This window comes from Rhodococcus sp. 06-1474-1B (assembly GCF_002258885.1).
Lineage (GTDB): Bacteria > Actinomycetota > Actinomycetes > Mycobacteriales > Mycobacteriaceae > Rhodococcoides > Rhodococcoides fascians.
Genome location: NZ_NOYR01000027.1, coordinates 1 through 24,959, shown reverse-complemented (window position 1 = coordinate 24,959; position 24,959 = coordinate 1). Strand labels below are relative to the sequence as shown.

Annotated in this window: 21 protein-coding genes; 17 read left to right on the top strand and 4 right to left on the bottom strand. The window is 65.3% G+C overall.

Annotated features, from left to right (window positions below; all coding sequences use genetic code 11):
- Positions 1–64 precede the first annotated feature (64 nt).
- The 9 genes from CH266_RS15375 (at position 65) to CH266_RS15335 (ending at position 10,187) form a co-directional block, all read left to right on the top strand.
- Positions 65–1,138, top strand: coding sequence for an ABC transporter substrate-binding protein (locus CH266_RS15375; RefSeq protein ID WP_255175930.1), 1,074 nt, complete (start codon positions 65–67; stop codon positions 1,136–1,138).
- A 70-nt stretch (positions 1,139–1,208) separates the two neighbouring features.
- Positions 1,209–3,080: a siderophore-interacting protein gene (locus CH266_RS15370; protein WP_094715649.1), complete on the top strand. Its 1,872-nt coding sequence runs from the start codon at positions 1,209–1,211 to the stop codon at positions 3,078–3,080.
- Between the two features lie 133 nt (positions 3,081–3,213).
- Positions 3,214–4,572, top strand: a complete 1,359-nt coding sequence (locus CH266_RS15365) for a salicylate synthase (protein ID WP_027495816.1) — start codon at positions 3,214–3,216, stop codon at positions 4,570–4,572.
- Positions 4,572–4,988 carry an aspartate 1-decarboxylase gene (gene panD / locus CH266_RS15360; protein WP_027495817.1) on the top strand — a complete coding sequence of 139 codons (417 nt, stop codon included), beginning with the start codon at positions 4,572–4,574 and terminating at the stop codon, positions 4,986–4,988. The genes CH266_RS15365 and panD overlap by 1 nt, the downstream gene beginning before the upstream one ends.
- Positions 4,985–6,280, top strand: coding sequence for a lysine N(6)-hydroxylase/L-ornithine N(5)-oxygenase family protein (locus tag CH266_RS15355; RefSeq protein ID WP_094715648.1), 1,296 nt, complete (start codon positions 4,985–4,987; stop codon positions 6,278–6,280). The genes panD and CH266_RS15355 overlap by 4 nt, the downstream gene beginning before the upstream one ends.
- A gap of 11 nt (positions 6,281–6,291) precedes the next feature.
- Positions 6,292–7,350, top strand: a complete 1,059-nt coding sequence (locus CH266_RS15350; protein ID WP_032367936.1) for a FecCD family ABC transporter permease — start codon at positions 6,292–6,294, stop codon at positions 7,348–7,350.
- Positions 7,347–8,408 carry a FecCD family ABC transporter permease gene (locus CH266_RS15345; protein WP_027495820.1) on the top strand — a complete coding sequence of 354 codons (1,062 nt, stop codon included), beginning with the start codon at positions 7,347–7,349 and terminating at the stop codon, positions 8,406–8,408. Before CH266_RS15350 ends, CH266_RS15345 begins: the two co-directional genes overlap by 4 nt.
- Positions 8,405–9,214 (top strand): ABC transporter ATP-binding protein, encoded by an 810-nt coding sequence (locus CH266_RS15340; RefSeq protein WP_027495821.1) that lies wholly within the window; start codon positions 8,405–8,407, stop codon positions 9,212–9,214. The genes CH266_RS15345 and CH266_RS15340 overlap by 4 nt, the downstream gene beginning before the upstream one ends.
- 79 nt (positions 9,215–9,293) lie before the next feature.
- Positions 9,294–10,187: a siderophore-interacting protein gene (locus tag CH266_RS15335; RefSeq protein WP_094715646.1), complete on the top strand. Its 894-nt coding sequence runs from the start codon at positions 9,294–9,296 to the stop codon at positions 10,185–10,187.
- Here CH266_RS15335 and CH266_RS15330 read toward each other — a convergent pair.
- Complete coding sequence (locus CH266_RS15330; RefSeq protein ID WP_094715645.1) at positions 10,184–11,377, bottom strand: FAD-dependent monooxygenase; 1,194 nt, start codon at positions 11,375–11,377, stop codon at positions 10,184–10,186. The genes CH266_RS15335 and CH266_RS15330 overlap by 4 nt on opposite strands.
- Positions 11,378–11,493: 116 nt before the next feature.
- Between CH266_RS15330 and CH266_RS15325 the strand changes: the two genes are divergently transcribed.
- From CH266_RS15325 to CH266_RS15315, 3 genes are read left to right on the top strand one after another with little or no spacing between them, the layout of a single operon-like run.
- Positions 11,494–12,534: an iron ABC transporter substrate-binding protein gene (locus CH266_RS15325; protein ID WP_094715644.1), complete on the top strand. Its 1,041-nt coding sequence runs from the start codon at positions 11,494–11,496 to the stop codon at positions 12,532–12,534.
- A gap of 9 nt (positions 12,535–12,543) precedes the next feature.
- On the top strand, positions 12,544–14,106 hold the full coding sequence (locus CH266_RS15320) for an ABC transporter permease (RefSeq protein WP_255175929.1): 1,563 nt from the start codon (positions 12,544–12,546) through the stop codon (positions 14,104–14,106).
- Between the two features lie 2 nt (positions 14,107–14,108).
- Positions 14,109–15,158, top strand: a complete 1,050-nt coding sequence (locus CH266_RS15315; RefSeq protein WP_255175928.1) for an ABC transporter ATP-binding protein — start codon at positions 14,109–14,111, stop codon at positions 15,156–15,158.
- A gap of 47 nt (positions 15,159–15,205) precedes the next feature.
- Here the strand turns inward: CH266_RS15315 and CH266_RS15310 are convergent, their stop codons facing one another.
- Positions 15,206–16,609, bottom strand: a complete 1,404-nt coding sequence (locus tag CH266_RS15310; RefSeq protein ID WP_094715779.1) for an MDR family MFS transporter — start codon at positions 16,607–16,609, stop codon at positions 15,206–15,208.
- Positions 16,610–16,671: 62 nt separating this feature from the next.
- On the opposite strand from CH266_RS15310, the gene CH266_RS15305 reads away from it, so the two are divergent.
- Both CH266_RS15305 and CH266_RS15300 read left to right on the top strand, forming a co-directional pair.
- The gene (locus tag CH266_RS15305; RefSeq protein WP_094715778.1) at positions 16,672–17,556 is read left to right on the top strand and encodes a phosphoribosylaminoimidazolesuccinocarboxamide synthase; all 885 of its coding nucleotides are present in this window, start codon (positions 16,672–16,674) and stop codon (positions 17,554–17,556) included.
- Complete coding sequence (locus CH266_RS15300; RefSeq protein WP_094715642.1) at positions 17,553–19,682, top strand: S9 family peptidase; 2,130 nt, start codon at positions 17,553–17,555, stop codon at positions 19,680–19,682. Before CH266_RS15305 ends, CH266_RS15300 begins: the two co-directional genes overlap by 4 nt.
- A gap of 40 nt (positions 19,683–19,722) precedes the next feature.
- Here CH266_RS15300 and CH266_RS15295 read toward each other — a convergent pair whose 3' ends face one another.
- Together CH266_RS15295 and CH266_RS15290 are read right to left on the bottom strand one after the other, a co-directional pair.
- Complete coding sequence (locus tag CH266_RS15295) at positions 19,723–20,397, bottom strand: response regulator (RefSeq protein ID WP_027495830.1); 675 nt, start codon at positions 20,395–20,397, stop codon at positions 19,723–19,725.
- A complete protein-coding gene (locus CH266_RS15290) occupies positions 20,394–21,887 on the bottom strand; it encodes a sensor histidine kinase (RefSeq protein ID WP_230073743.1) in 1,494 nt (497 codons plus the stop codon). Before CH266_RS15290 ends, CH266_RS15295 begins: the two co-directional genes overlap by 4 nt.
- Positions 21,888–22,120: 233 nt before the next feature.
- Here CH266_RS15290 and CH266_RS15285 point away from each other — a divergent pair, with 233 nt between their 5' ends.
- The 3 genes from CH266_RS15285 to CH266_RS15275 all read left to right on the top strand — a co-directional run bounded on the left by CH266_RS15285 (position 22,121) and on the right by CH266_RS15275 (position 24,919).
- Positions 22,121–23,521: a cation:dicarboxylate symporter family transporter gene (locus CH266_RS15285; RefSeq protein ID WP_032367551.1), complete on the top strand. Its 1,401-nt coding sequence runs from the start codon at positions 22,121–22,123 to the stop codon at positions 23,519–23,521.
- Positions 23,522–23,652: 131 nt separating this feature from the next.
- Positions 23,653–24,162 (top strand): glutathione peroxidase, encoded by a 510-nt coding sequence (locus tag CH266_RS15280; RefSeq protein ID WP_027495833.1) that lies wholly within the window; start codon positions 23,653–23,655, stop codon positions 24,160–24,162.
- Between the two features lie 55 nt (positions 24,163–24,217).
- Positions 24,218–24,919 carry a DUF2334 domain-containing protein gene (locus tag CH266_RS15275; protein WP_032367942.1) on the top strand — a complete coding sequence of 234 codons (702 nt, stop codon included), beginning with the start codon at positions 24,218–24,220 and terminating at the stop codon, positions 24,917–24,919.
- Positions 24,920–24,959: the final 40 nt, after the last annotated feature.

Here is a 24,959-nt window from a genome sequence, read left to right as displayed (position 1 = left end):
CGCCTCGCCCGGTCGGGTGTGGACGCAGTCAGTGCGTGGTCGAGTCGAGAGGTTCCGAGGAACGATGAAGGTTCGTACGAAGTGGATGAGGAGCGCCGCGTCGATCGCGCTCGCCGGAGGGCTGACCATCGCCCTCGCCGCCGGATGCAGCAGCGACACCGAGGAGACGCCTGCCGCCGACTCCACGACGTCTGCGCAGGAGTCCGCATTTCCGGTCACGATCGACTCGGCACTCGGATCCGCGACGATCCCCGAGGCACCGAAGCGGATCGCGACCTGGGGATGGTCGAACCAGGACGCGATTCTCGCCCTCGGAGTCGTACCCGTTGCGATGCCTACATTCGACGGTGCCCAGTACGGTGCGGACGAACGCGGCGTTCTGCCGTGGGATGCGGAGGCTCTCGCCGACCTGGGCGGCGACGCGCCGACACTGCTCTCCGGTGACGGCACCGGAGCGGTTCCGGTCGAGCAGTTCGCTGCCGCCGCACCGGATCTGATCTTCGCGCCGTACTCGGGGTTGAGCCAGGAGGAGTTCGACAAGCTCTCCGACATCGCGCCCGTCGTCGCGTACCCGGACAAGCAGTGGACCACGTCGTGGGAGGACCAGCTGACCATCGCGGGCAAGGCGCTGGGCAAGGAGAAGGAGGCCGCCGACCTGGTTTCCGGAGTCGAGGGCTCGATTGCCGATGCGGCGACGAAGTACTCTGCGCTGCAAGGCAAGACGGTCACCGTCGCGCTGCCCAACGCACCCGGCACTTTCGCCGTCAGCAAGGACAACGACGTACGAGTCGAGTTCCTCGAGCAGCTCGGTCTCGTCAACGAGCCCACCATCCAACAGGCCGACCCGGCCAAGGACCCCGACGCCGTGTACTTCGAGCTCAGCCTCGAACAGGCGTCGTTGCTGAAGTCCGACGTGCTGTTCGTCGTGGCGTACGACAAGGAATCTCTCGCCGGGTTCCTGGCCGAACCCGCCGTGGCCTCGCAGCCCGTACTTTCGCAGGGGCGTACCGCCTCCACCGAGGCCCTCAGCGCCGACAAGAACTTCGCGTTCGGTGGCCTGACGGTGCTGACGATCCCGTACATCCTCGACGACGTGGCCTCGGCGCTGAACACTGCCGCCGAGAACGTTCAGGGCTGACAACACTCGGGCGGCCCACTCGACGCGAGCACAGGCGTATTCACTTTCGACGACAGGAGCGTGTTCCACCGTGGCAAGGTCCCATCGACTTCAGGTCGTCTTTCCCGAAGTCCTGCGCACGGCAACGGTGATCGAAACACGTCAGCTGGGTTCGGGTATGCGCCGAATCGTGTTGGGTGGGCCGCAGCTGCGCGAGTTCTCGCGCGGCGACTACCGGTTCCCGGCGTTGCGCAGCGAAGGATTCGACGACTTCGTTCGGTTGTTCTTCCCGGCGGAGACCGACGGCACGGTGGTGCTTCCGATCCAGCACGAGCGCACCGTCGAATGGCCGCGTGATCCGCGTCCGGTGACCCGCAACTACACCGTGCGCAGCGTCGATCCCGAGACCGCGCAGGTGACTCTCGACTTCGTCACCCACGACACCGGCATCGCGTCGACGTGGGGTCGGCGTTGCCGCGTCGGCGATTCCATCACCCTGCTCGGACCGGTGCGGTCGGGCCATGCTCCGGCCGATGTCGACTGGGTGTTGCTCGTCGGCGACGAGACCGCGTTACCTGCCATCGCTCGGTATCTCGAAGAGGCATTGCCGGGCCGGCGAATTCGGGTGTTCGTCGAGGTCGCCGACGTCGAGCGAGAGTTGCCGTTGCCGACGGCCGCCGACGCCGAGATCACGTGGGTCCACCGTGACGGCGTCACCGCCGGCACCGGCGACTTGCTCGACAGTGCGGTGCGGGCGGCACCCTGGTGGGACGGAACGGTGTTTGCCTGGGTGGCAGGGGAAGCGACCGCTCTCAAGGGAATCCGTCGGTATCTGCGCGAGGACCGCGGCCTGCCGCCGGAGATGGTCGACGTAACCGGGTACTGGCGTCGCGCCGAGGTTCTGACCCGCGCCGACGATCCCGAGGTGCCCGACCTCAGCGGCGGTGAGTCCGAGCCGTTCGACAGGCTCGCCGAACGTGCGGAAATACTGTCGCCCTTCGCTTTCAGGGCGGCCAACACGTTACGTATCCCGTTGCACGTGTCCCGAGGGGCGTGCTCCGTCGAATCGCTGGCGGAAGCCACCGAGACGGACGCGCGCGCCCTCGCGAAATTCGTGCGCTATCTGCGTGCCGTCGACGTCCTCGCCGAGAACTCCACCGGTGATCTGATTCTCGGCGATATCGGTGAGGCGATGCTCGGCGACGACTGGATCTCGCACTGGCTGGACCTGGACGGGATCGAGGCACGGGTGGAACTGTCGATCACAGGTCTGGTGGACAGCCTGCGGACCGGTACCGCCAGCGCGAGCCTGCTGACCGGCAACACGTTGACCGAAGACCTCGAGGCGTCCCCGCGGCTCGCCGAACTGCATCACAACCACATCGCCGACGAGGCCGCGTTCCTGGGTCCTGCTCTGGTGCAGGACTATTCGTTCGACGGGGTCTCGACCCTGTTGGTGGCGGGGGCAGGATCCGGAGTGGTGCTCGGTTCCGTTCTCTCCCGGTACGACGGAGTATCGGCGGGTGTGCTCGGGTTGCCCAGCGAACTCGACCTGATTCGACGCGACCTCGGGAAATGGCCCGAACTCGACGGGCGAGTGGTGAATCACCCGCAGAGCGTGATGTCCGAGCCGCATGTGGAGCACGGGAACGGATTCGACGCGTATCTGTTGCTCGAGGTCACCGGACACTATCGAGACGACGATCTCGCACTGCTGTTGCGCAACGCGGCAACAGGATTGGCCGACAACGGAAAATTGGTGGTCGTCGAGCGACTGTCCAACGACGGGTCGTTCAACGAGGACCAGTCGGAATTCGATCTGCTGATGCTCTGCATGCACGGCAGCGGTGTACGAACGAAAGCCGAATTTGCCTGCGTAGCAGCCGATGCCGGCCTCAAGGTCGCGGCGTCGACGCTGGTCGGCTGGGGTATCTCGGTGCTCGATCTACGCCGTGTTCGCTGACACCGAGGAAGCCGTTGTGCTGCCGAGTCGGTTAGGTTAGCGTTCCCTATCGAAGGCGCGCGCCGATGCCGACCGCAGACGTTGCGCGCAATGCGCGGTCACGGACCGATTCACCGTCAGGAGTGCACACACAATGACCGTTGTCGAAGAAACGACGATGGACACGGCCGAGGGGACCGAACTGCAGCGGGGACTGCGTACGGTCGTCGCGTTGGCGGAGTCCGGATTGTTCGACGAGTACGTCGTGTACGAGGACCGGGGACGCTGGGTGTTCGCGGGCGGCGTGGTCGCTCGCATCGTGCTTCGGCCCCACCTCGTGACCACCACCTGGGGGGCCGGAGAACCGACCGAGCGGAGCTGGTCCGGTAACCCGGCAGCGGCTCTGAGCGAGGCGTGCACGGGCCTGACCCGAGAACAGTGGAACGCTTACGGATTCGTCGGTTTCGGGTTCGCGGAGCACCTGCACGACGTCGATCGGTCCACTGCCGCCGGGCGCGACGCCGACGACATCCTCGCGCACCTGGTGGTGCCCCGCGTCGAGGTCCGCTTCGGCCGCGAACACGATGCCGTCGAGGTGACCGGCAGCGACGAGGACCGCGCCTCGGTACTGGCCGCGCTCGACGCGATCGGCGGCGACGAGCTGCCGACCGTGCACGCTCTCGACGTCGGCGGAGATCTCGACGACTACCGCGGCCGCGTCGAACAGGCCGTAACGGAAATCCGACGGGGCGACTACGCCAAGGTCATTCTGTCCCGGAGCGTGCGTATCCCATTCGATCTCGACATGCCGGGCACCTACCGCGCCGGGCGTACGGCGAACACTCCGGCCCGCTCTTTTCTGCTGCATCTCGGCGATCTGCGTGCCGCAGGCTTCAGCCCGGAATTGGTCGCCTCCGTCGACGCACACGGGATCGTCACCACCGAGCCGCTCGCGGGAACGAGAGCGTTCGGACTCGGTTCCGATGCCGACTCGGCAGCGAAGTCCGATCTCGAACAGGATCCGAAAGAGATCACCGAACACGCTGTGTCCGTGCGTACCTCGTTCGAGGAACTCGAATCGATCGCCAGCCCAGGGTCGACGGCCGTCTCGGACTTCATGAGCGTGCGCGAACGGGGAAGTGTCCAACATCTCGCGTCCACCGTGCGCGCACGCCTGCGCGAGGACCTGTCCTGTTGGGATGCCTTCGGTGCCCTGTTTCCGGCCGTCACGGCGTCGGGGATCCCGAAGAAGGAGGCCATCGACGCCATCGGTCGGCTCGACGACTCACCGCGCGGCCTGTACTCCGGTGCCGTCGTGAAGGCATCGTCCACGGGAGAATTCGAAGCAGCACTCGTGCTGCGCGCCGTCTACGAGCAGCAGGGTTCCGCATGGCTGCGTGCCGGAGCCGGCATCGTCGGCCAGTCCAAGCCCGAACGTGAATTCGACGAGACCTGCGAGAAGCTCGCCAGCGTTGCCCCATATCTCGTCCGCAAGAAGGAGAACGACGCCTGATGCACCGCACCATGCTGGGTGGAAAGATCCACCGTGCCACTGTCACTCACGCCGATCTGCACTACGTCGGGTCCATCACGATCGATTCGACTCTGATGCAGGCGGCCGATCTGATCGAGGGCGAACAGGTCCACGTCGTCGACATCACCAACGGCGCTCGCTTGGTCACCTACGTGATCGAAGGCCATCCGGGATCCGGCGTGATCGGAATCAACGGGGCCGCGGCCCATCTGGTGTCTCCGGGTGATCTGGTGATCATCATGTCGTTCCGTCAGGTCGAGAACGCCGAGCTGCCCACACACAGTCCCTCCGTGGTGCACGTCGACTCGGACAACAGCATCGTTGCCCTCGGAGTGGACCCTGCCGAACCGGTCCCCGGTGCGCTCGATCAGATGTCGGGGGCGAGCATCCGATGAGCCCGAGCGACGACTACAGCGGCGACCTCGACGGCGAATACGACATCGTCGGGGTCGGCTTCGGGCCCTCCAACCTCGGCTTGGCCATCGCGATCGAGGAACACAATCGACAGTGTGCTCCGGCCGAGCGCCTGACCTCGTGCTTCGTCGAGTCGAAGGACGAGTTCGCCTGGCACCCCGGAATGTTGCTGCCGGGAACCACGATGCAGATCTCCTTCCTCAAAGACCTTGCCACCCAGCGCAATGCGAGCAGCGAGTACACGTTTCTGTCGTATCTCGCCGAACGGGGCCGGCTCAACCACTTCATCAATCTGCAGACGTTCTTCCCCAGCCGGCTCGAGTTTCACGACTACCTGTCCTGGGCTGCAGGCAAAGTCGACGCCGCGGTGCACTACGGCACGCGGGCGTCCGCGGTCGTCGACACCGGTGACGGTTACGGCGTCCGCACCGAGGGGCGACGCACCGGGACCGTCCGCGGCCGCAACATCGTGCTCGCCGGCGGCCTGACCGCGGCCCTACCGGACGGGGTCACGGCGTCGGCGCGGCAATTCCACAATCACGACCTGCTCGGCCACCTCGACCGGCTGCCGTCGCGGAACCACCGCACGTTCGTCGTCGTCGGTGCCGGGCAGAGCGCAGCCGAAGTGGTCGACTACCTGCATTCGACCTATCCGGACGCGTCCGTGCATGCGGTACTGCGCAAGTACGGGTACAGCCCGGCCGACGACAGCCCCTACGCCAACCGCATCTTCGATCCGACCGCCGTCGACGACTTCTACTCGTCCTCGCATTCTCTGCGCGATCAGCTGCTGCACTATCACCGCGGAACCAATTACTCCGCCGTCGACCTGCCCCTGATCGAGGAGTTGTACGCGCGCGAGTACGCGGAGCGGGTCAGTGGACAGCGCCGGCTGTTCGTGCACGGAGCCTCCCGACTGGCCGATGTCACGGAGGAGGCGTCGGGCGTGCGGGCATCGGTAGAACACGGGCCGACAGGACTGGCCGAGGACGTGCTGTGCGACGCTGTCGTCTATGCCACCGGCTTCACGTCCCTCGATCTGCCCGACATCCTCGGGCCGTTGTTCGACGCCGTCGAATTCGATGCGCACGGTCCGCGCGTGACGCGGGACTACCGGCTCGTCACGCGTGGATCGACAGCGGGTTCGATCTACCTGCAGGGCGGCACCGAGCACACCCACGGTCTGACGTCCTCTCTGCTGTCCAACATCGCTGTGCGCAGCGGTGAGATCGTCAAATCCGCGGTGGGTGCGAGGGTGCGTTCGGTGGTGTGAAACGGCGGGGTATCACTGCGGGCGACGAGCCGGAACAGAGCGATGTTCCGGCTCTCGTCGGTGGTCTGGCCCGAACCGATGCCGGCAGGACCGCCGGTCTGATTCTCGTCGTCGTCGTCCTCGCGATTCTGTGCCTGGTGAGTATCGCTGTGGGAGCCGAGAACATCGCTGTCGGTGACGTGTGGCACGCACTGTGGTCTTCGAACGGTTCCACCGACGCGGTGATCGTCCGCGAGCTCCGAGTTCCACGAACCGTGCTCGGTGTGCTCGTCGGTACCGCGCTCGGCGTCGCGGGCGCGCTGATCCAGGCGATGACGCGCAACCCGTTGGCCGACCCGGGCATTCTGGGCGTCAATGCCGGAGCGGCACTCTTCGTCGCCTTCGCAGTCGGGGTGTTGGGCGTGACCGACGTTCGGTTCTATGTGTGGTTCGCGTTCGTCGGTGCCGTTCTCGCCACCGTCGCGGTGTACGCGCTGGGTTCGGTGGGACGAGCGGGTGCCACTCCGATTCGCTTGACGCTCTCCGGTATTGCCCTCGGTGCGGTGCTCGGCGGCGTCACCTCCGGGATGCTGCTGCTGGACCCGGACGCCTTCGCCAGGATGCGGTTCTGGGGCGCAGGCTCGTTGGCGGGTCGAGGCCTCGACATCGCGGCGGCGACCGGCCCGTTCGTCGTACTCGGACTGTGTCTTGCGGCGCTCGTCGCGCGTCCGCTCAATGCGATCGCACTGGGCGACGAGCTGGCCCGGTCGTTGGGAGCCAATGCGCTTCGGACGCGGACCGTCGGGGTCGTTGCGGTGACCCTGTTGGCCGGAGCAGCGACTGCGGCGGCGGGACCGGTCGGGTTCGTGGGGCTGATGGTGCCGCACATGGTGCGCTGGTTCGTCGGGCCGGACCAGCGTTGGATTCTGATCCACACCGTGTTCGCGGCACCGGCACTGCTGTTGTTCGCCGACGTCGTCGGCCGAATCGTCATCGAGCCGGGGGAGTTGCAGGTCGGTATCGTCACCGCTTTCGTCGGGGCCCCCGTCCTGATCCTGTTGGTCCGCCGAAAGAAGGCGAGCGGGCTGTGATCCGGGCACCGCGCGCCGGGAACATCGACTTCGGCAGAAAGGTGTGGATCGTTCGCACAGTCCTGGGCGCACGAATCGACGTTCGTACGGTCCTCGTCTGCGCGGCCCTGCTGTTGCTGACAGCGGTTGTCGCCGTCCTCGCGATCGGCACCGGCGATTACCACGTTCCACCGGGCCAGGTGCTCGCAGCGGTGTTCGGCGACGCCCCGCGCATCACCGAGATCGTCGTCATGCAGTCGCGGTTCCCCCGGGTTGCGCTGGCATTCCTGTTCGGAGCTGCCCTGGGGGTGTCGGGTGCGATCTTTCAGTCGTTGACGCGAAATCCGTTGGGCAGCCCGGACATCATCGGCTTCTCGACCGGCGCGTACACCGGCGCTCTCGTCGTCATCCTGACGCTCGGCGGCGGTTACTATCGGACCGGAGCGGGCGCGCTCGTCGGCGGACTGGTGGCCGCCGCCGTGGTGTACGTGCTCGCCTACAAGCGCGGCGTGCAGGGCTTTCGATTGATCATCGTCGGTATCGCGGTCAGTGCCGTCCTGGCGTCCGTCAATACCTGGCTCGTGGTGAAAGCCGATGTCTCCGAGGCAATCGCAGCCGCCGTCTGGGGCGCGGGCACACTCAACGGGTTGGGGTGGCCGCAGGTGGTTCCCGTTCTCGTGGCCCTGGCTGTCGTCACCCCCGTGGCGGCGGCGCTGTCGACACGGCTACCGGTACTCGAGATGGGTGACGACGCGGCGAGAGCGCTCGGAATCCGCGTCGAGCCGACGCGTCTGATGCTGGTGATTCTCGGGGTCGCCCTCACGGCACTGGTCACGGCCGCAGCGGGGCCCATTTCGTTCGTTGCGCTCGCCGCGCCGCAGTTGGCTCGGCGGCTCACCGGTACCTCGTCGGTGGCGATGGTGCCGGCAGCATGCATGGGTGCTCTGCTCCTGATCGTCAGTGACGTTGCAGCGCAACGAGTGTTCGCGCCCACTCAACTTCCGGTCGGCGTGGTGACGGTCTGTGTGGGCGGCGCGTACTTCGTCTGGTTGTTGGCACGAGAAGGGCGGAAGCAATGACGACGAGGCCACGCCTGTACGCGGACGGCATCACCGTCGGATACGACAAACGAATCATCAGCGAGAAGTTGACCGTCGACATTCCCGACGGCAAGTTCACCGTGATCGTCGGGCCGAACGCCTGCGGTAAATCGACACTGTTGCGCGCGTTGTCGCGGCTGCTGAAGCCGACCGGCGGCACGGTATTGCTCGACGGCAAGTCCATCTCGTCGTACCCGGCGAAGGAGGTCGCCCGCCGACTCGGGCTCCTGCCGCAAACCTCCATCGCGCCGGACGGCATCTCGGTGGCCGATCTGGTTGCGCGAGGCCGCTATCCGCATCAGAAGTTGATTCGGCAATGGTCCGTCGCGGACGAGGCCGCGGTGGTGGAGGCCATGACTGCGACCGGAGTGACGTCGCTGTCGGCCCGTCCGGTCGACGAGCTGTCCGGTGGACAGCGGCAAAGAGTGTGGGTGGCAATGGTTCTCGCGCAACAGACACCGCTGTTGCTCTTGGACGAGCCGACGACCTTTCTCGACATCGCGCACCAGATCGAACTTCTCGACCTGCTGGCCACGTTGAATCGGGACAACGGCAACACCCTCGTCGCGGTGTTGCACGATCTCAACCACGCATGTCGATACGCCGACCACATCATCGCGATGAAGGACGGCGCGGTGGTCACCGAGGGCCCACCGGCGGAGATCGTCACCGCCGACTTGGTGGAGGCGGTGTTCGGACTGCAGTGCCGCATCATCGACGATCCCGAATCGCACACTCCGTTGGTGATACCCAAGGTGGCCGCTGGCAGGCTAGGCAAGGCTTAGTTTAGAATCGAACAGAATTGCCGCCGAGTTAGCCTGAGGGTTCTCGCACAGTCGGACGAGAGATGTATCGAGGACGAAGATGACCGATCAGCAGCGTGGTTTCCACTACGCCGACGTCGTTGCGGTGGAGCAGCTCACCGTGCACATGGTGCGCGTCACCTTCGGCGGCGAGCACGTCGCCGGTTACCGCACGCTCGGGGCACCCGACGAGTGCGTCGGGGTCTACTTTCCGCGTGAAGGCGAGTCGGCACCGCCGCCGATGACCGAGGTCGACGGCCTGTGGTGGTTCCACGGCCTCGAGAACGCGCCGGAGGGCCGGAACTACACGATCCGACGCGTCGATCCCGACCGCGGCCAGTTGACCATCGACTTCTTCGCACACGAGGGTGGCGTCGCGGCCACCTGGGCCCAGCAGGCCGCCCCCGGTCAGACGGTGCTCTTCACCCGTCCGCGGTCGTGGTACTCACCGCCCGCCGATGTCGATTGGCTGCTGCTGGTGGCCGATATGACCGGAGTTCCAGCACTGGGTCGACTGGTCGAACAGTTGCCCGCAGGCACCCGCGCACACGCGATTGTGGAGGTACTCGAACGCGGTGACATCCAGACGTTCGAGACAGCCGCCGACGTGACATTCGATTGGCGTATCGGATCCGGAAACGGTGACAGCGCAAGCGTTCTCGACGACGCGGTGCTCGCATACCCGCTACCCGAGGGACGCGGCTACGTGTGGTTCGCCGGTGAGGCGTCGTCCTCGCGTCGAGTACGCAAGTACTTCCGTAAGGACTTGGGCTACGAGAACAAGTATTTCGACATCATCGGGTACTGGCGCGCAGACTCGGAGAAGTGGCTCGAAAAGTACAAGCAGTACCAGGAGGAGGCGCTCGCTGTGTACAACGGCGTCATCGAATCCGGCCGCACCGAGCAGGAAGCCAGCGAGGCGTTCGACGCGCTGCTCGAGCGGGTCGGGCTCTAACGCCGAAATTCGTAGTCGGGCAATTCCAGCGTCGCCGCGTCGGGACCCAGGAATCTGCTCGTGACCGCCTGGACCGGCTTCGATCCGGCCAGACGCAGCACGGTGCGAAAAACAGCTACTCCCACAGTCGTTTTCGGATGCGCGACGCGAGGAACCCCCGGCGGCAGCTTCTGGGCCTGCTCGACGAACGGCCGCATCCGCGTCTCGAAGGCCTCGAACCCGGTGCGATGATCGCGCGCTCGGGCGAGTTCCCCGGCGAGCACGTAGGCCCCGGTGACCGACAACGTGGTGCCCATCCCGCTCAATGGTGTTGCGCACCAAGCAGCGTCGCCCAGTATGCCGATTCTGCCGTTCGACCAGCGTGGGGCCTGCACCTGGGCCAGATAGTCGACGTAGAGCTCCGAACCCGGTCCGAGCGAATTCAAGATTCTGGGCACTTCCCAGCCGACGTCGGCGAACGTCGCTCGCAGGGCGGCAACGACTTCTTCGGTAGACGCGGTTTCGTACCCGCCATCGTCGGACACCCAGGACAGGCTGAAACGCGTCGTGCCGAGGTTGTCCGGGCGCAGATTGGCGACCCTGGATCCGGCGGCGTTGTACCACCGCCACCAGCCGTCGTCACTCGGTCCCTTCGGCACAACCCCGTAGGCGGTGTACAGGCCGACCGGCGTGGTCTCCGCCTCGGCAGGAAACGCCAGTTCTCTGCTACTGGAACGGATCCCGTCGGCGAACACGACGAGGTCGAACCTCTCCGCTGCGTTCGACGCGAACGTGACATCGACGCCGTCGGCATCCTGAGCCACGTCGACGACGCGATCGCCGTACCGGTACTCGGTTCGCGGACCGGCCGATTCGACGAGAATTCGCGCGAACTCGCCGCGCAGAATCTCCATCTCCGCCGTCGGTCCGTCGTGTGATCCGTCTCCGGCCGGAAAGGCCGCGATGGTGGCGTCGGAATCGTCGACGAATCTGGTGCCCTTCTCGGTGGTGCCGTTGGCCAGCAGGGTCTGCTCCAGGCCCATGCGCCGCAGCACCTCGCGTCCACCACCGCGGACGTCGATGTTCTGGCCGCCCAGACGCAGCTGCGGACTGCGCTCGACGACGACGACGTCGTATCCCGCTCTGTCGAGCCAGTAGGCGACGGTGGGGCCGGCGATGCTGGCACCGGTGACGAGCACGCGTTCGGTCATCGGGCGGGAATGCCCGGGCTGCCGGTCGTTCAATCCGGGGGGGAAAGTAGCTGAGCCTCACCTTGGTGGTGTACTTTCTCGAATTGTCCGTTTGACCCGTTTTCGTCAGGAGAACCGTGTTCACCGTTCGCCGTCTGGCGCTGCTCTCGTGCAGTGCAACCCTTGCCCTCGGTTTGGTCGCCTGCAGCTCTTCGGACTCCGGTGACACCACCTCCACCTCCGAGTCCGCCACCGCAGAGTCCGCCCTGGTGGTGTACTCCGGCCGCGGCGAAGAACTCGTCGACCCCCTGATCGAACGCATCGGCGGCGGCATCGAGGTCGACTACTCGGGCAACACCAACGCCCAGGCCGCGAAGATCCTCGAAGAGGGCGACGCGACGCCGGCAGACGTCTTCTACGGCCAGGATGCAGGTGCACTGGGGGCCCTCGACGAAGCAGGGGCGCTCGCACCGCTCCCCGAGGACATCCTCGCGCTCGTCCCCGAGCAGTACCGCGGCACCGACGGCACCTGGGTCGCCACGTCCGCACGGGCCCGCGTGCTGGCCTACAACTCCGATTCGGTGCAGGCAGCAGACCTGCCCACCGGTATCGACGGACTGCTCGACCCACGCTGGCGCGGACAGATCGGCTACGCACCCACCAACGCGTCGTTCCAGGCGTTCGTCACCGCATTGCGCTTGCAGCGCGGCGAGGAGGGTGCGCGCACCTGGCTCGAAGGATTCGTCGCCAACGAGCCGGTCGCGTTCGAGGGCAACGGTCCGCTGCTGACCGCCGTCAACGACGGGCAGGTCGCCACGGGACTGCTCAACCACTACTACTGGTACCCGTTCAAGGACGAGAACGGTGCCGACGCTCCCGTCGAGCTGCACTACTTCGAGCCCGGCGACCCCGGCGCATTGATCAACGTCGCCGGTGCCGGTGTGCTGGCGGCGTCGGACAACCAGGAAGCGGCATTCGATTTCGTGCGCGAGCTGCTCTCGACCGAATCGCAGACGTACTTCGCCAACGAGACCGCCGAATACCCCGTCATCGACGGCGTCACGTCCGACTACGACCTGCCGCCGCTGTCGGACCTGGGTTCGACCGACCTCGACCTGGGCCGACTCTCGTCCCTCGAGGAGACCCAGACCCTGCTCACCGACGTCGGAATCATCTAGTCGGTGTTCGTGTCCGCACTCCAGCCGCTTCTGCGGCGCCACTTCGGCGGTCGTCCCGTTCTCGGGACGACCGCGTTGTGCGTGGGAGCGCTGACGCTGACACCCTTGGTGTACCTGTTCGTTCGAGCGTTCGACGGCGGAACCGAGAAAGTACTGCGGCTGCTCCTGCGGCAACGCACCCTCGACCTCGTTGTCCGGACGGCCACGCTCGCGCTCACCGTGGTGGTCGCCTCCGTCGTGGTGGGCACGCTGCTCGCCTGGTTGACCGTCCGAACCGATCTACCGGGTCGACGCATCTTCTCGATGATCCTCGCGGCACCGCTGGCCATCCCGTCGTACGTGTCCGGTTATCTGTGGATCGCTGAATTTCCCTCCCTTGCAGGATTTTCCGGTGCTGCGCTGGTGCTCACGTTGTCGTGCTTCCCGCTGGTGATGTTGCCGGTGTCCGCGGCGTTCGCCACCGCGGACCCGTCGTTGGCCGAAGTGTCCCGCACCCTCGGCCGCGGGGCGGTACGCACCGCACTGACCGTCGAGTGCCGTCGCGTCGTTCCGGCTGCGGCAGCAGGCGCGTTGTTGGTGGCGCTGTACGCCATCAGTGACTTTGGGGCGGTTGCACTGATGCGGTACGACGCCTTCACTCTTGGCATCTACAGCGCCTACCGCGGCGGGCTCGATCGCACCGCGGCCGCTGTTCTCGGGTTGGTCCTCGTGGTGGGCGCGTTGGTGTTGACCCTCCTCGAACGGCGTGCTCGACGCGGGGCCACGGCGCGGGTGGGATCGGGAACCGACCGGATGGCCGAGCCTGTGGTTCTCGGCCGGTGGCGCGTGCCTGCTCTGGCCGTTATCGTTGCAGCCCTCGGTGTTTCGGTGCTGGTACCGATTCTGGCCCTGGCGCGATGGCTCACTCGATCGCTGCGCTTCACCGTCGACTGGTCGGACGTGCTGGCTGTCAGCGCAAAGACGGTCCAGTACTCGGCGACTGCTGCTCTGGTGGTCGCCGTGCTTGCGTTGCCGGTGGCGTTGTTCGCGGCCCGGTCCACGTCCCGCAGTGCGCGCACCGCCGAGTTGTCCACGTACATTGCGCACGGTCTCCCGGGTATCACCGTGGGACTGGCGACGGTGTTTCTCGGAATCAGATTTCTGCCGTCGTTCTATCAGACCGCGGTGCTGCTGGTGCTGGCGTACGTGGTGCTGTTCCTGCCGTTGGCCGTCGGCAGCACCCGATCGGTCGTCGACGCCACTCCGGTTGTGCTCGAGGATGTTTCACGGACCCTCGGTGCCGGGCGAGTGCGCACCGACCTGCGGGTGACGATTCCTGTCGCCGCGCCCGGCATCGCGGCCGGAGCCGCCCTGGTGTTCCTGACCGTCGCCAAGGAATTACCGGCGACGTTGATGCTGCGTCCCCGCGGTGTGGACACGCTCGCGACCACGCTGTGGTCCACCACCGAGGCATTCCGCTACGGCGAGGCAGCCCCTTACGCCCTCGCGTTGATCCTGATCTCTGTGGTCCCGACGATCGTCCTGACTCGGGCGCTGCGGCGTACGACGCGAAAGCGAGTGACACTGTCATGAGCATGGTGATGTCCGATCTCGTTGCCTCGTACGGCAGTACGACGGTGCTGCACGGAATCGATCTCGACCTCGGCGACGGTGAGATGCTCGCCGTTCTCGGACCCTCCGGCTGCGGCAAGACGACTCTGTTGCGATCGATCGCAGGCCTGCACCGTATCGACGCGGGCCGCATCACCGCCGACGGGCGCGACCTCTCCGTCGCCGGGCGTGTTCAGGTGCCACCGGAGAAGCGGGGGGTGGGCCTGATGCCGCAGGAAGGTGGACTGTTTCCACATCTGACGGTGCGCCGGAACATCGAATTCGGTTTGCGCACAGGGTTCGTGCGGCCGTACCTGTCCGGCCGAGCCGAACGGGCCCGACGCGTCGACGAGATGCTCGAGCTCGTCGGACTGCCCGACGCCGGTGCGGTTCGACCCAGCGAACTCTCGGGCGGGCAGCAGCAGCGGATCGCGTTGGCGCGCGCGTTGGCCCCGGCTCCCTCGGTGGTGTTGATGGACGAGCCGTTCGCTGCTCTCGATGCAGGTCTGCGGACCTCGATTCGGCAGGACGTGCGAGAGTTGTTGCTCACCAGCAAGACCGCGTCGATTCTCGTCACCCACGATCGGGCCGAGGCTCTGGGCACCGCGGATCGGGTTGCGGTCCTGCTGGGTGGGCGCTGCGCGCAGGTCGATACGCCGCGTGCACTGTACGAGCGGCCCACCACGCCGGCTGTGGCGAGCTTCGTCGGCGACGCCTATTACGTCGACGCTGCCGCGCGCGACGGTTGGGTCGACACCGTTCTCGGGCGTCTCGAATCCACCACCAGGGCAACGGGTATGGGGCAGGTCTTGCTCCGGCCCGAACAGTTGCTGGTCTCGGAGCGCGAGGACGGCGAATTTCTCGTCGAACACGAAGTGTTCACCGGCCCCGAATGCTCGGTCACTGTGCGACACCGCGATACCGGGCTCCGGCTGCGTGTCGTCGCTCGGGCCTGCGACCGATTCGCTCCCGGTACAGCCGTGAACGTCTCGGTGACCTCGCCGGTGCACTGGTTTCCGCGTTCGGTGCGTTGATGCCGTGACGCAGGGTTCCGGTCGCGGTACCCTGCGCAGTGGGCGAGTTATCGGGCCGTGCGCTTGGGCATGAACACCGCAGCGACAGTCATCAGGACGGCGGCGACCAGCACTCCGATGAAGACCAGATGGATGGCGTCGGACAGTTGTTCGGGTTCTGGATCTCCGGACACACGGGCGTTGACGATGGCACCGAACACCGCGACGCCGACGGCGCTACCGAGTGAACGGGCGAACATGTTGGTGGAGGTGACGACGCCGCGTTCGGCCCACTCGACGCTCGACTGTGCGGCGATCAATGTGGGGCTCGCGATCAACCCCATGCCGAGGCCGATGACGAAGCACATCGCCGCGACGTGCCAGATCTGCGAATCGGCGTCGAGCAGAGTCGTCAGTGCCGTACCCACGATCCCGATCGAACCGCCGACCACTGCCGTCGTGCGGAAGCCGAAGCGCAGGTACACCCGCCCGGACTGGGATGCCGCGATCGGCCAGCCGAGGGTCAGCGTGGACAGCGAGAAGCCGGCGATGATGGCTCCGGTGCCGAACACGCCCTGTACGAAGGTCGGGACGTAGGACGTCAGTCCCAGGATCAATGCGCCGACGAGCAACGAGATGAAGCTGCTGACGACCAGCACCCGCCGGGTGAACACCCACAGCGGCAGGATCGGCTCCTCGGCGCGGGACTCGACCCATGCGAACACCGCCAGCAGCAGGAAGCCCACGACGAAGATCGCGATGCTGATCGGCGAACCCCACGCCCAGGACTGGCCGCCTTCGAGCAGGCCGAGGAGCACCATCGTCGCGCCGACCGTGAGCAGAGCGGCACCGAGGTAATCGATCTTCGGCTTGGTGCGTTCGACAGCGCCTTCCTCGAACTTGCGCAGCAACATGAACGCCGCCACCGCGCACAGCGGAATGTTGATGAAAAAGATCCACCGCCACGACAGGTACTCGGAGAAGACGCCACCGAGGGCGGGGCCGAGAACCGAGGAAATCGCCCACACGCTGGCCAGATAGCCCTGCACCTTGGCGCGCTCGGGCAGCGTGTAGATGTCGCCTGCGATGGTGATGGACATCGGCTGGACGGCACCCGCGCCGAGTCCCTGAATCGCGCGGAAAGCAATCAGAGCAGGCATGCTCCACGCCAGGCCGCACAGAATCGAGCCCAGGCAGAACACCGCGATGCCGAACACCATGATCTTCTTGCGCCCGAACAGATCGGACAATTTGCCGTAGAGCGGCACCGAGACAGCCTGTGCCAGCAGGTAGATCGAGAACAACCACGGGAACTGCGCAAACCCGCCGAGGTCGCCGACGATGGTGAGCACCGCAGTGGCGATGATCGTCGCGTCCAGCGCAACCAGCGACGAGCTGAGCATCAGCGCGATCAGGATGGGACCGCGTTCGGAGCGGAATCCGACATCCGACGTCGTGTTTTTCGTTGCCACGGCTATCAGTCTGATGCCTGCCGGCACCCCCGCGGCCACCGGCCCAGATAGTGTTGAGCACCGTGCGACCATCATTGAGTAGCTACGAGCATCTGGCCGGCGGCAAGGTCCGCGATCTGTACACCATCGACGACGCGCATCTGCTGCTCGTCGCGAGCGACCGCATCTCGGCGTACGACCATATCCTCGACACCCCGATCCCGGACAAGGGACGGGTGTTGACGGCGATGAGCGTGTTCTTCTTCGAGGAGCTCGGCGGCGTCAACCACCTGGCCGGTGATCCGCTCGACGAACGCATCCCCGCCGAACTGCTCGGCCGCGCCCTGGTGGTGAAGAAGCTGAACATGGTGCCGATCGAGTGCGTTGCTCGTGGCTATCTCACCGGATCCGGGTTGGCGGACTACAACGCGACCGGAAAGGTGTGCGGCGTCGAACTGCCGTCCGGCCTGATCGAATCGAGCAAACTCGACGAGGTCATCTTCACTCCTGCCGCCAAGGCCGAACTGGGCGAGCACGACGAGAACATCACCTTCGACCAGGCCGTCGAACTGGTCGGTGCCGAGCTGGCCTTCAAGCTCCGCGAAGACACTATCGAGATCTATTCGCGTGCAGCCAACTTCGCTCTGGAACGCGGAATCATCCTCGCGGACACCAAGTTCGAGTTCGGGACCGATGCCGACGGCAACCTCGTCCTAGCCGACGAGGTGCTCACCCCCGATTCCTCACGATACTGGCCTGCTGACTCGTACGAAGAAGGTCGCGTTCAGCCCAGTTTCGACAAGCAGTTCGTTCGCGACTGGCTGACCGGCGAATCCGGCTGGGACCGAGCGTCCGACACCCCACCGCCACCGTTGCCCGACGACGTCGTCGCCGCAACGCGCAGCCGCTACATCGAGGCCTACGAGCGCATCTCGGGCCTGAACTTCGACGATTGGGTCACGCCATGACGATCACCCCTCCCATTGCCAAGAAGGTGCCGCAGGAGCGCACCCATCACGGCGACACGTTCATCGACAACTACGAGTGGTTGCGCGCCAAGGAAGACCCCGAGGTGATCGCCTACCTCGAAGCCGAGAACGCCTACACCGAGCAGCAGACGGCCGGTCTGGAAGCACTCCGCGGCAAGATCTTCGACGAGATCAAATCGCGCACCCAGGAGACCGACCTGTCCGTGCCGACGCGCATGGGCCAGTGGTGGTACTACTCGCGCACCGTCGAGGGAAAGTCGTACGGCCTCCAATGCCGTTGCCCCGTCGACTCTCCCGACGACTGGACACCGCCGACGCTGTCTTCCGATGTGGACGTGCCGGGGGAGCAGATCCTGCTCGACGCCAACGTCGAAGCCGAGGGTCACGACTTCTTCTCGCTCGGTGCATTCTCGATCAGCCTCGACGGCACGTTGCTGGCGTACTCCACCGACACCGAGGGCGACGAGCGGTACACGCTGCGTTTCAAGAACCTCGAGACCGGTGAACTGCTCGCCGACACCATCGAGAACGTCGCGCCGGGTGCCACCTGGACCGCCGACGCCACGCATGTCTTCTACCTGACGGTCGACGAGTCCTGGCGTCCCGACACCGTCTGGCGGCACACGCTCGGTAAGGCCGAGGACGTCAAGGTCTTCCACGAGCCCGACGAGAGCTACTGGGTCGGATTCGGTTCCACCCGTAGCGAGAAGTACCTGATGATCTGGGTCGGCTCGAAGATCACCTCCGAGTGCCTCGTCCTGGAATCCACCGATCCCGAGGGCGAATTCCGCGTCGTGCTGCCACGCACGGACGGCATCGAGTACAGCATCGAACACGCCGTCGTGGCCGGTGAGGATCGCTTCCTGATCACCCACAACGGCTCGGTCAACGGCTGGGGCACCGAGGGGGAGAAGGCCGAGAACTTCCTGCTCGCCGAGGCCCCGGTCAGCGATCCGCTCGATCAGCGCATTCTGGTTCCGCATCAGGGCGACGTCCGAGTCGAGGACATCGACGCCTTCGCGAGCCACCTGATCTTCACCTACCGCCGAGAAGCGTTGACCCGCATGGCGATCTGGCCGCTGACCGACGAGGGATACGGCGAGTACCGCGAGCTGGAGTTCGACGAGGAGCTCTACTCTGTCGGTGCGGGCTCGAACCCGGAATGGGATCAGCCCCTGCTGAGGATGGTCTACACCTCCTTCATCACGCCCGGTCAGGTGTACGACCTCGACATCGCCAGTGGCGAACTGCTGCTCCGCAAATCGCAGCCGGTTCTCGGTGAGTTCGATGCCGGCGACTATGTGCAGCACCGAGAGTGGGCGACCGCGCCGGACGGAACACAGATTCCGCTGTCGGTCATAGCTCGCAAGGACGTCCCCGAGGGTCCTGCTCCCACGCTGCTGTACGGCTACGGATCGTACGAGGCATCGATGGACCCGTCGTTCTCGGTGGCGCGTCTGTCTCTACTCGACCGCGGCATCGTCTTCGTCGTCGCACACGTGCGCGGCGGCGGTGAGATGGGTAGGCACTGGTACGACCAGGGCAAGACGCTGCAGAAGAAGAACACCTTCACCGACTTCATCGCTGCGGCACAGCATCTGATCGACACCGGCCGTACCTCACCGAAGCATCTGGTCGCCGACGGCGGCAGCGCAGGCGGACTGCTGATGGGTGCGGTGGCCAACCTCGCACCCGAGCTGTTCAATGGCATCCTGGCCAACGTTCCGTTCGTCGACCCACTCACCTCCATCCTCGACCCGTCGCTGCCGCTGACGGTGATCGAATGGGACGAGTGGGGGAACCCGTTGGCGGACAAGGAGGTGTACGAGTACATGAAGTCGTACAGCCCCTACGAGAACGTCGAGGCCAAGGACTACCCGTCGATCCTCGCGATCACGTCCATCAACGACACCCGCGTCCTGTACGTCGAACCGGCCAAATGGGTTGCGGCCCTGCGTGCTACGAAGACCGGTGACTCGGACCTGCTGCTCAAGACCGAAATGAGCGCCGGTCACGGCGGAGTCAGCGGGCGTTACGAGAAGTGGAAGGAAGCGGCTTTCGAGTACGCGTGGATCGTGAGTGCGGCTGGCGCCGCAGTGGAGTGATCAAGCGCCCCAGGGGGCACTCAACCACACCACTGGCGCGTCAGCGCCACACATAGCGGACCTGCGGTCGCCCGGCTTTGCCGTATTCGGTGTGCCGGGTGACCAGGCCGTCGTCGGCCAGTCGTTCGAGGTAGCGCCAGGCCGTCACCCGGGATACGCCGACAACCTTGGCCGCCTCGGAGGCGTTGAGGCCGTCGACGGATTGCTTGACGCTGGCGGTGATGCCGTCCATCGTCTGTGGGGCAATGCCTTTGGGGGTGGAGACGCGTTCGTCGGCCGTGCGTAGATGCGCCATCGCACGGTCGATGTCTCGCTGACTGGACGCGTTCTCGCCGGCGGGTAATGCATCGTGGAATTCGCGATAGCGCTCGAGCTTGTCGCGGAACGCAGCGAACGTGAACGGTTTGAGCAGATACAGCACGATGCCGTGCGCCACTGCCGAACGCACCACCGACAGATCACGTTCGGAGGTGATGGCAATGACGTCGGGGCTCGGACGTAGACCGCCGAGCGCCGCAGCGACGTCGATGCCACTGGCGTCGGGCAGGCCGATGTCCAGCAACACCAGATCGACGGGTTCGGTGCTGGCGAATCGCATGGCCGCAGCGCCGGTGTGTGCGACGCCGGCCACGTCGAAACCGGGCGTCCGCTCGACGTACGTCTTGTGTGCCTCGGCGATGAGCGGTTCGTCGTCGACGATCAGTACGCGGATCACGACGTCGCTCCCGGAATGGTCGCAACCAACACCGACCCGTACGTCACTTCCGAGGTCAACGTGCCACCGTGCCGCGTGATCACCTGCGTCACGAGCGCGAGGCCGAGTCCGCGAGATCCCGATTTGGTCGAGTATCCCCGCCGGAGAGCAGCTTTCAAGGTTTCCGGTGGCATGCCGGGACCACTGTCGGCCACCCGGACGACGAGTTCACCGTCGGCGTCGCGGACCGTCACTTCGACCCACGGCTGGTCGGATTCTTTCGAGGCATCGATCGCATTGTCTATCAGATTGCCTACCAGCGTCACCAATTCGCGAGCAGTCAGAACCCCTTCGTGTTCCATCGCCGTGTCGTCGGTGATCGTCAGCTCGACGCCCTGTTCGGCAGCCTGGCTGACCTTGCCGAGCAACAGCGCCGCGAGCGCAGGCTCGCCGACCGCGTTCATCAACCGGTCGATGAGCGTCTGCGAGAGTTCGAGGTCGGCCGTCGCGAATTCGACGGCTTCTTCGGGCCGACCGAGTTCGACCATCGTGATGACCGTGTGCAACCGATTCGCCGCCTCGTGCGCCTGCGAGCGCAGTGACTCCGCGAAACTGCGCACCGAATCCAATTCGCCCATCAACGAACGCAACTCGGTCTGATCGCGAATCGTCAGGACGTTACCCAGGCGTTTGCCCTCCCACATGACCGGATCCTGGTTGACGACGAGTACACGATCTTTCGTCAGATGCAGCTCACCGCGGACGATCCCGGTGTCCATCTGTTGCATCGACTCCGGCAACGACGTCAGCGATACCGGCCCGTCCGGTAGGTCGAGAAGGCGTCGGGCCTCGTCGTTGACCAACTCCGCCTCGTCGCTGCGTCCGAACACCAACAGGCCCTCGCCGATGGAATGCAGAACGGCGTCGTGATGCTCGTACATCGTCCGCAATTCGGCCGGAGCCATTCCCAATGTCTGACGCCGTAGCCGGCGGCTGAGCAGCGTCGAACCGGCCGCAGCGACGACGAAGGCCGCGAGCACGACGGCGAGGATCAACGGCAGGCCTTGCAGGAACTGATCGCTGATCTTCTGGCGGGTGACTCCAGCGGACACGAGACCGACGATCTCGCCGTCGGTATCGGTGACGGGTGTGACCGCCCTGATGGACGGGCCGAGAGAGCCCACGTACGTCTCGGTGAACGTCTCACCGAGCAGTGCGCGATCGATGTTGCCGCTGAACGGTTTACCGATCAGGTCGACGGTGGTGTGCGTGAAGCGGGTGCGATCGGGAGCCATGACGACGATGAAGTCGACCCCGGTGACCTGCCTGATCTTCTCCGTTTCCGGCTGCAGACGAGACGTCGGGTCTTCGGATTCGATGGCCAGCGGCGTCGACGGTTCGTTGGCGATACTCACCGCGATCGCCGTCACCTCACGTCGGGTGGCGTCGTCGCTGTTGGACCTCTCGTTGAGGATCGTCAGTATCCCGCCGGCGAGAACGACGACGGCCATGACGACCAGTTGCAGGACCAAAACCTGGCCCGCCACGCTCAGCGGCCGCTTCGAGGACAACACATTCCTTTCGGACAAGAAACATCGATGTGAACAGAATGAACGTATAGGTGACTCCAGTCACTGGGTGCAGCAACATCATCTCTCAGCAGGGGTGACCCACCTCACTCCACTCCGGCGATCACGAAGCCACCAGCCACATTCACGCACCACCGGAACACTAAGGAACGTCCATGACTATCAGCACCGACGCTGAGCGGAACGACAATCCGTCGTCCGAGCCGAAGAAGAAGCGCGACAGAACGCACTGGCTCTACATCGCGGTGATCATCGCCGTCATCGCCGGCATCATCGTCGGGTTGGTGGCCAAGGATTTCGCGTCCGACCTGTCGATCCTCGGCACGCTCTTCGTCAGCCTGATCAAGATGATGATCAGCCCGGTCATCTTCTGCACCATCGTCCTCGGCATCGGGTCGGTACGCGCCGCAGCCAGCGTCGGCCGAGTCGGCGGCCTGGCGCTCGCTTACTTCATCGGCATGTCGACCATCGCCCTCGGTATCGGCATGGTTGTCGGCAACCTCATCAAGCCCGGTGACGGACTGAACATCACGCCGAACGACGCCGGACTCAAGCTCGCCGACACCGCCCACGAGGCCGGCGGGACGATGGACTTCATCGCAGGCATCATTCCGACATCGCTGCTTTCGTCGCTGACGGCCGGTTCTGTTCTGCAGACGCTGTTCGTCGCCATCCTCGTCGGTTTCGCACTGCAGGCCATGGGCAAGCAGGGTGAAGGCATCCTCAAGGGCATCGGCGCAGTACAGAAGCTCGTCTTCCGCATCCTGACGATGATCCTGTGGCTCGCCCCGATCGGTGCCTTCGGTGCCATCGCCGGTGTCGTCGGCAAGACCGGCTTCGACGCAGTGATTCAGCTCGGCACTCTGATGCTGGCCTTCTACATCACCTGCTTCATCTTCGTCTTCTTCTTCCTCGGCCTGATTCTCAAGTTCGTCTCCGGCTTCTCGATCTTCAAGCTGGTCAAGTACCTGGCCCGGGAGTACCTGCTCATCGTTGCCACGTCGTCCTCCGAATCGGCCCTGCCGCGTCTGATCGCCAAGATGGAGCACGTCGGAGTCGAGCGCACCACCGTCGGCATCGTCGTCCCCACCGGTTACTCGTTCAACCTCGACGGCACCGCGATCTACCTGACCATGGCCTCGATCTTCATCGCCGACGCCATGAACATGCCGCTCTCCATCGGGGAGCAGTTCTCGCTGCTGCTGTTCATGATCATCGCCTCCAAGGGCGCAGCCGGAGTGTCCGGAGCAGGCCTGGCGACTCTCGCCGGCGGCCTGTCGAGCCACCGCCCGGAACTGCTCGACGGTGTTCAGCTCATCGTCGGAATCGACCGCTTCATGTCCGAAGCCCGCGCCGTCACCAACTTCTCGGGTAACGCCGTTGCCACCTTGCTGGTCGGCACCTGGACCAAGACGATCGATAAGGATCGGGTCAACACGGTGCTCGACGGCAACCTGCCGTTCGACGAGGAGACCATGGTCGACGACCACCTCCCCGAGGACGAGCGACCCGCCGACAAGCAGGTCATCATCGAAAAGAACGCCGCCAAGGCATAAGAACCTGCCGGGCGACGCGCATCCCCCCGTCGCCCGGTTCGGAAGAACGCAAGTACGGCCCTGCCACCAGCGGGGTCGTACTTGCTTTTGTGCGTCGGTTCCATTCTGTCGGTACTCACAGGTAAGTTCGGGTGATGACTGAAGTTCAGAACATCGGCATCAACACGCTGGGTGGTGCGCCCACCTCGCTCGACGAGTACGCCGGACGGGCCGTCCTCGTGGTCAATGTCGCATCCAAGTGCGGACTGACCCCGCAGTACGAAAAGCTGGAGAAGCTCGCCAACGAGTACTCCGCTAGCGGCCTGTCGGTCGTCGGGGTGCCGTGTAACCAGTTCGGTGGCCAAGAGCCCGGCACCGCCGAAGAAATCGAAACTTTCTGCTCCACCACGTACGGCGTCACGTTCGCGATGACCGAGAAGGTCGACGTCAACGGTGACAACCGGCACCCCCTCTACGCCGAACTGACCAAGACCGAGGACGCCGACGGCACCGCCGGAGACGTTCAGTGGAACTTCGAGAAGTTCCTGATCTCCCCGGATGGCGTCGTCACCAACCGGTTCCGCCCGCGCACCGAGCCGGACGCACCCGAGGTGCTCGCCGCGATCGACAAGATCCTGCCGAAGGAAACGATCGCCGTTTAGCTTCTGTCTGCATCGACGTCGAGCCTCGTTCACGCTGGTGTGCGAGGCTCGAGTCATGTCTGGACGCCTGATCGTGTCGGTGAGCGGAATCAAGAACGACACCTACGAGCACGCCGCCGAGTTCGCGCGAGAACTCGACGGACGGGGCGTCCCGCTGTCGCTGCTCGTCGCACCGCGGCTGAAAGACAAATACCGGCTCGCAGCCGACGTGCCCACCCAGGAATGGCTGCGGACGCGACGCGACGGAGGCGACGCCATCGTTCTGCACGGCTACGACCAGGCCGCGACGAAGCGTCGACGCTCCGAATTCTCTGCACTGCCGCGTCACGAAGCTCGACTGCGCTTGATGGCCGCCGACCGCGTCATGGAACAGACCGGCCTGCGTACCCGAGTGTTCGCCGCTCCGCGCTGGATCGCCTCACCCGGAGCCATCGAGGCGCTCCCGGATGCAGGATTCCGAATGATCGCCTCACTCAACGGTATTCACGACCTCGACCGCGACGGCACCATCCGCGCCCGGGTCTGGGGAATCGGCGAAGGCTTCAAGGCCGAACCCTGGTGGTTCAAAGCACTCGTACTCGGGGCCGGTCGCACCGCCCGACGCGGGGGAGTGGTGCGCCTGGCCATCAGCGCCAAGCAACTCGGACGCCCCGCGCCGCGACAGGCAATCCTCGATGCCATCGACCTCTCCCTGCACCACAACGCCGCAGCCGGAGTCTACGAATGGATCCCGCGCACCAAAACTCGCGTGGCCTGACTCCTCGCTGCCTCACCCCCGCCCCGCCCCAACCTCCGCC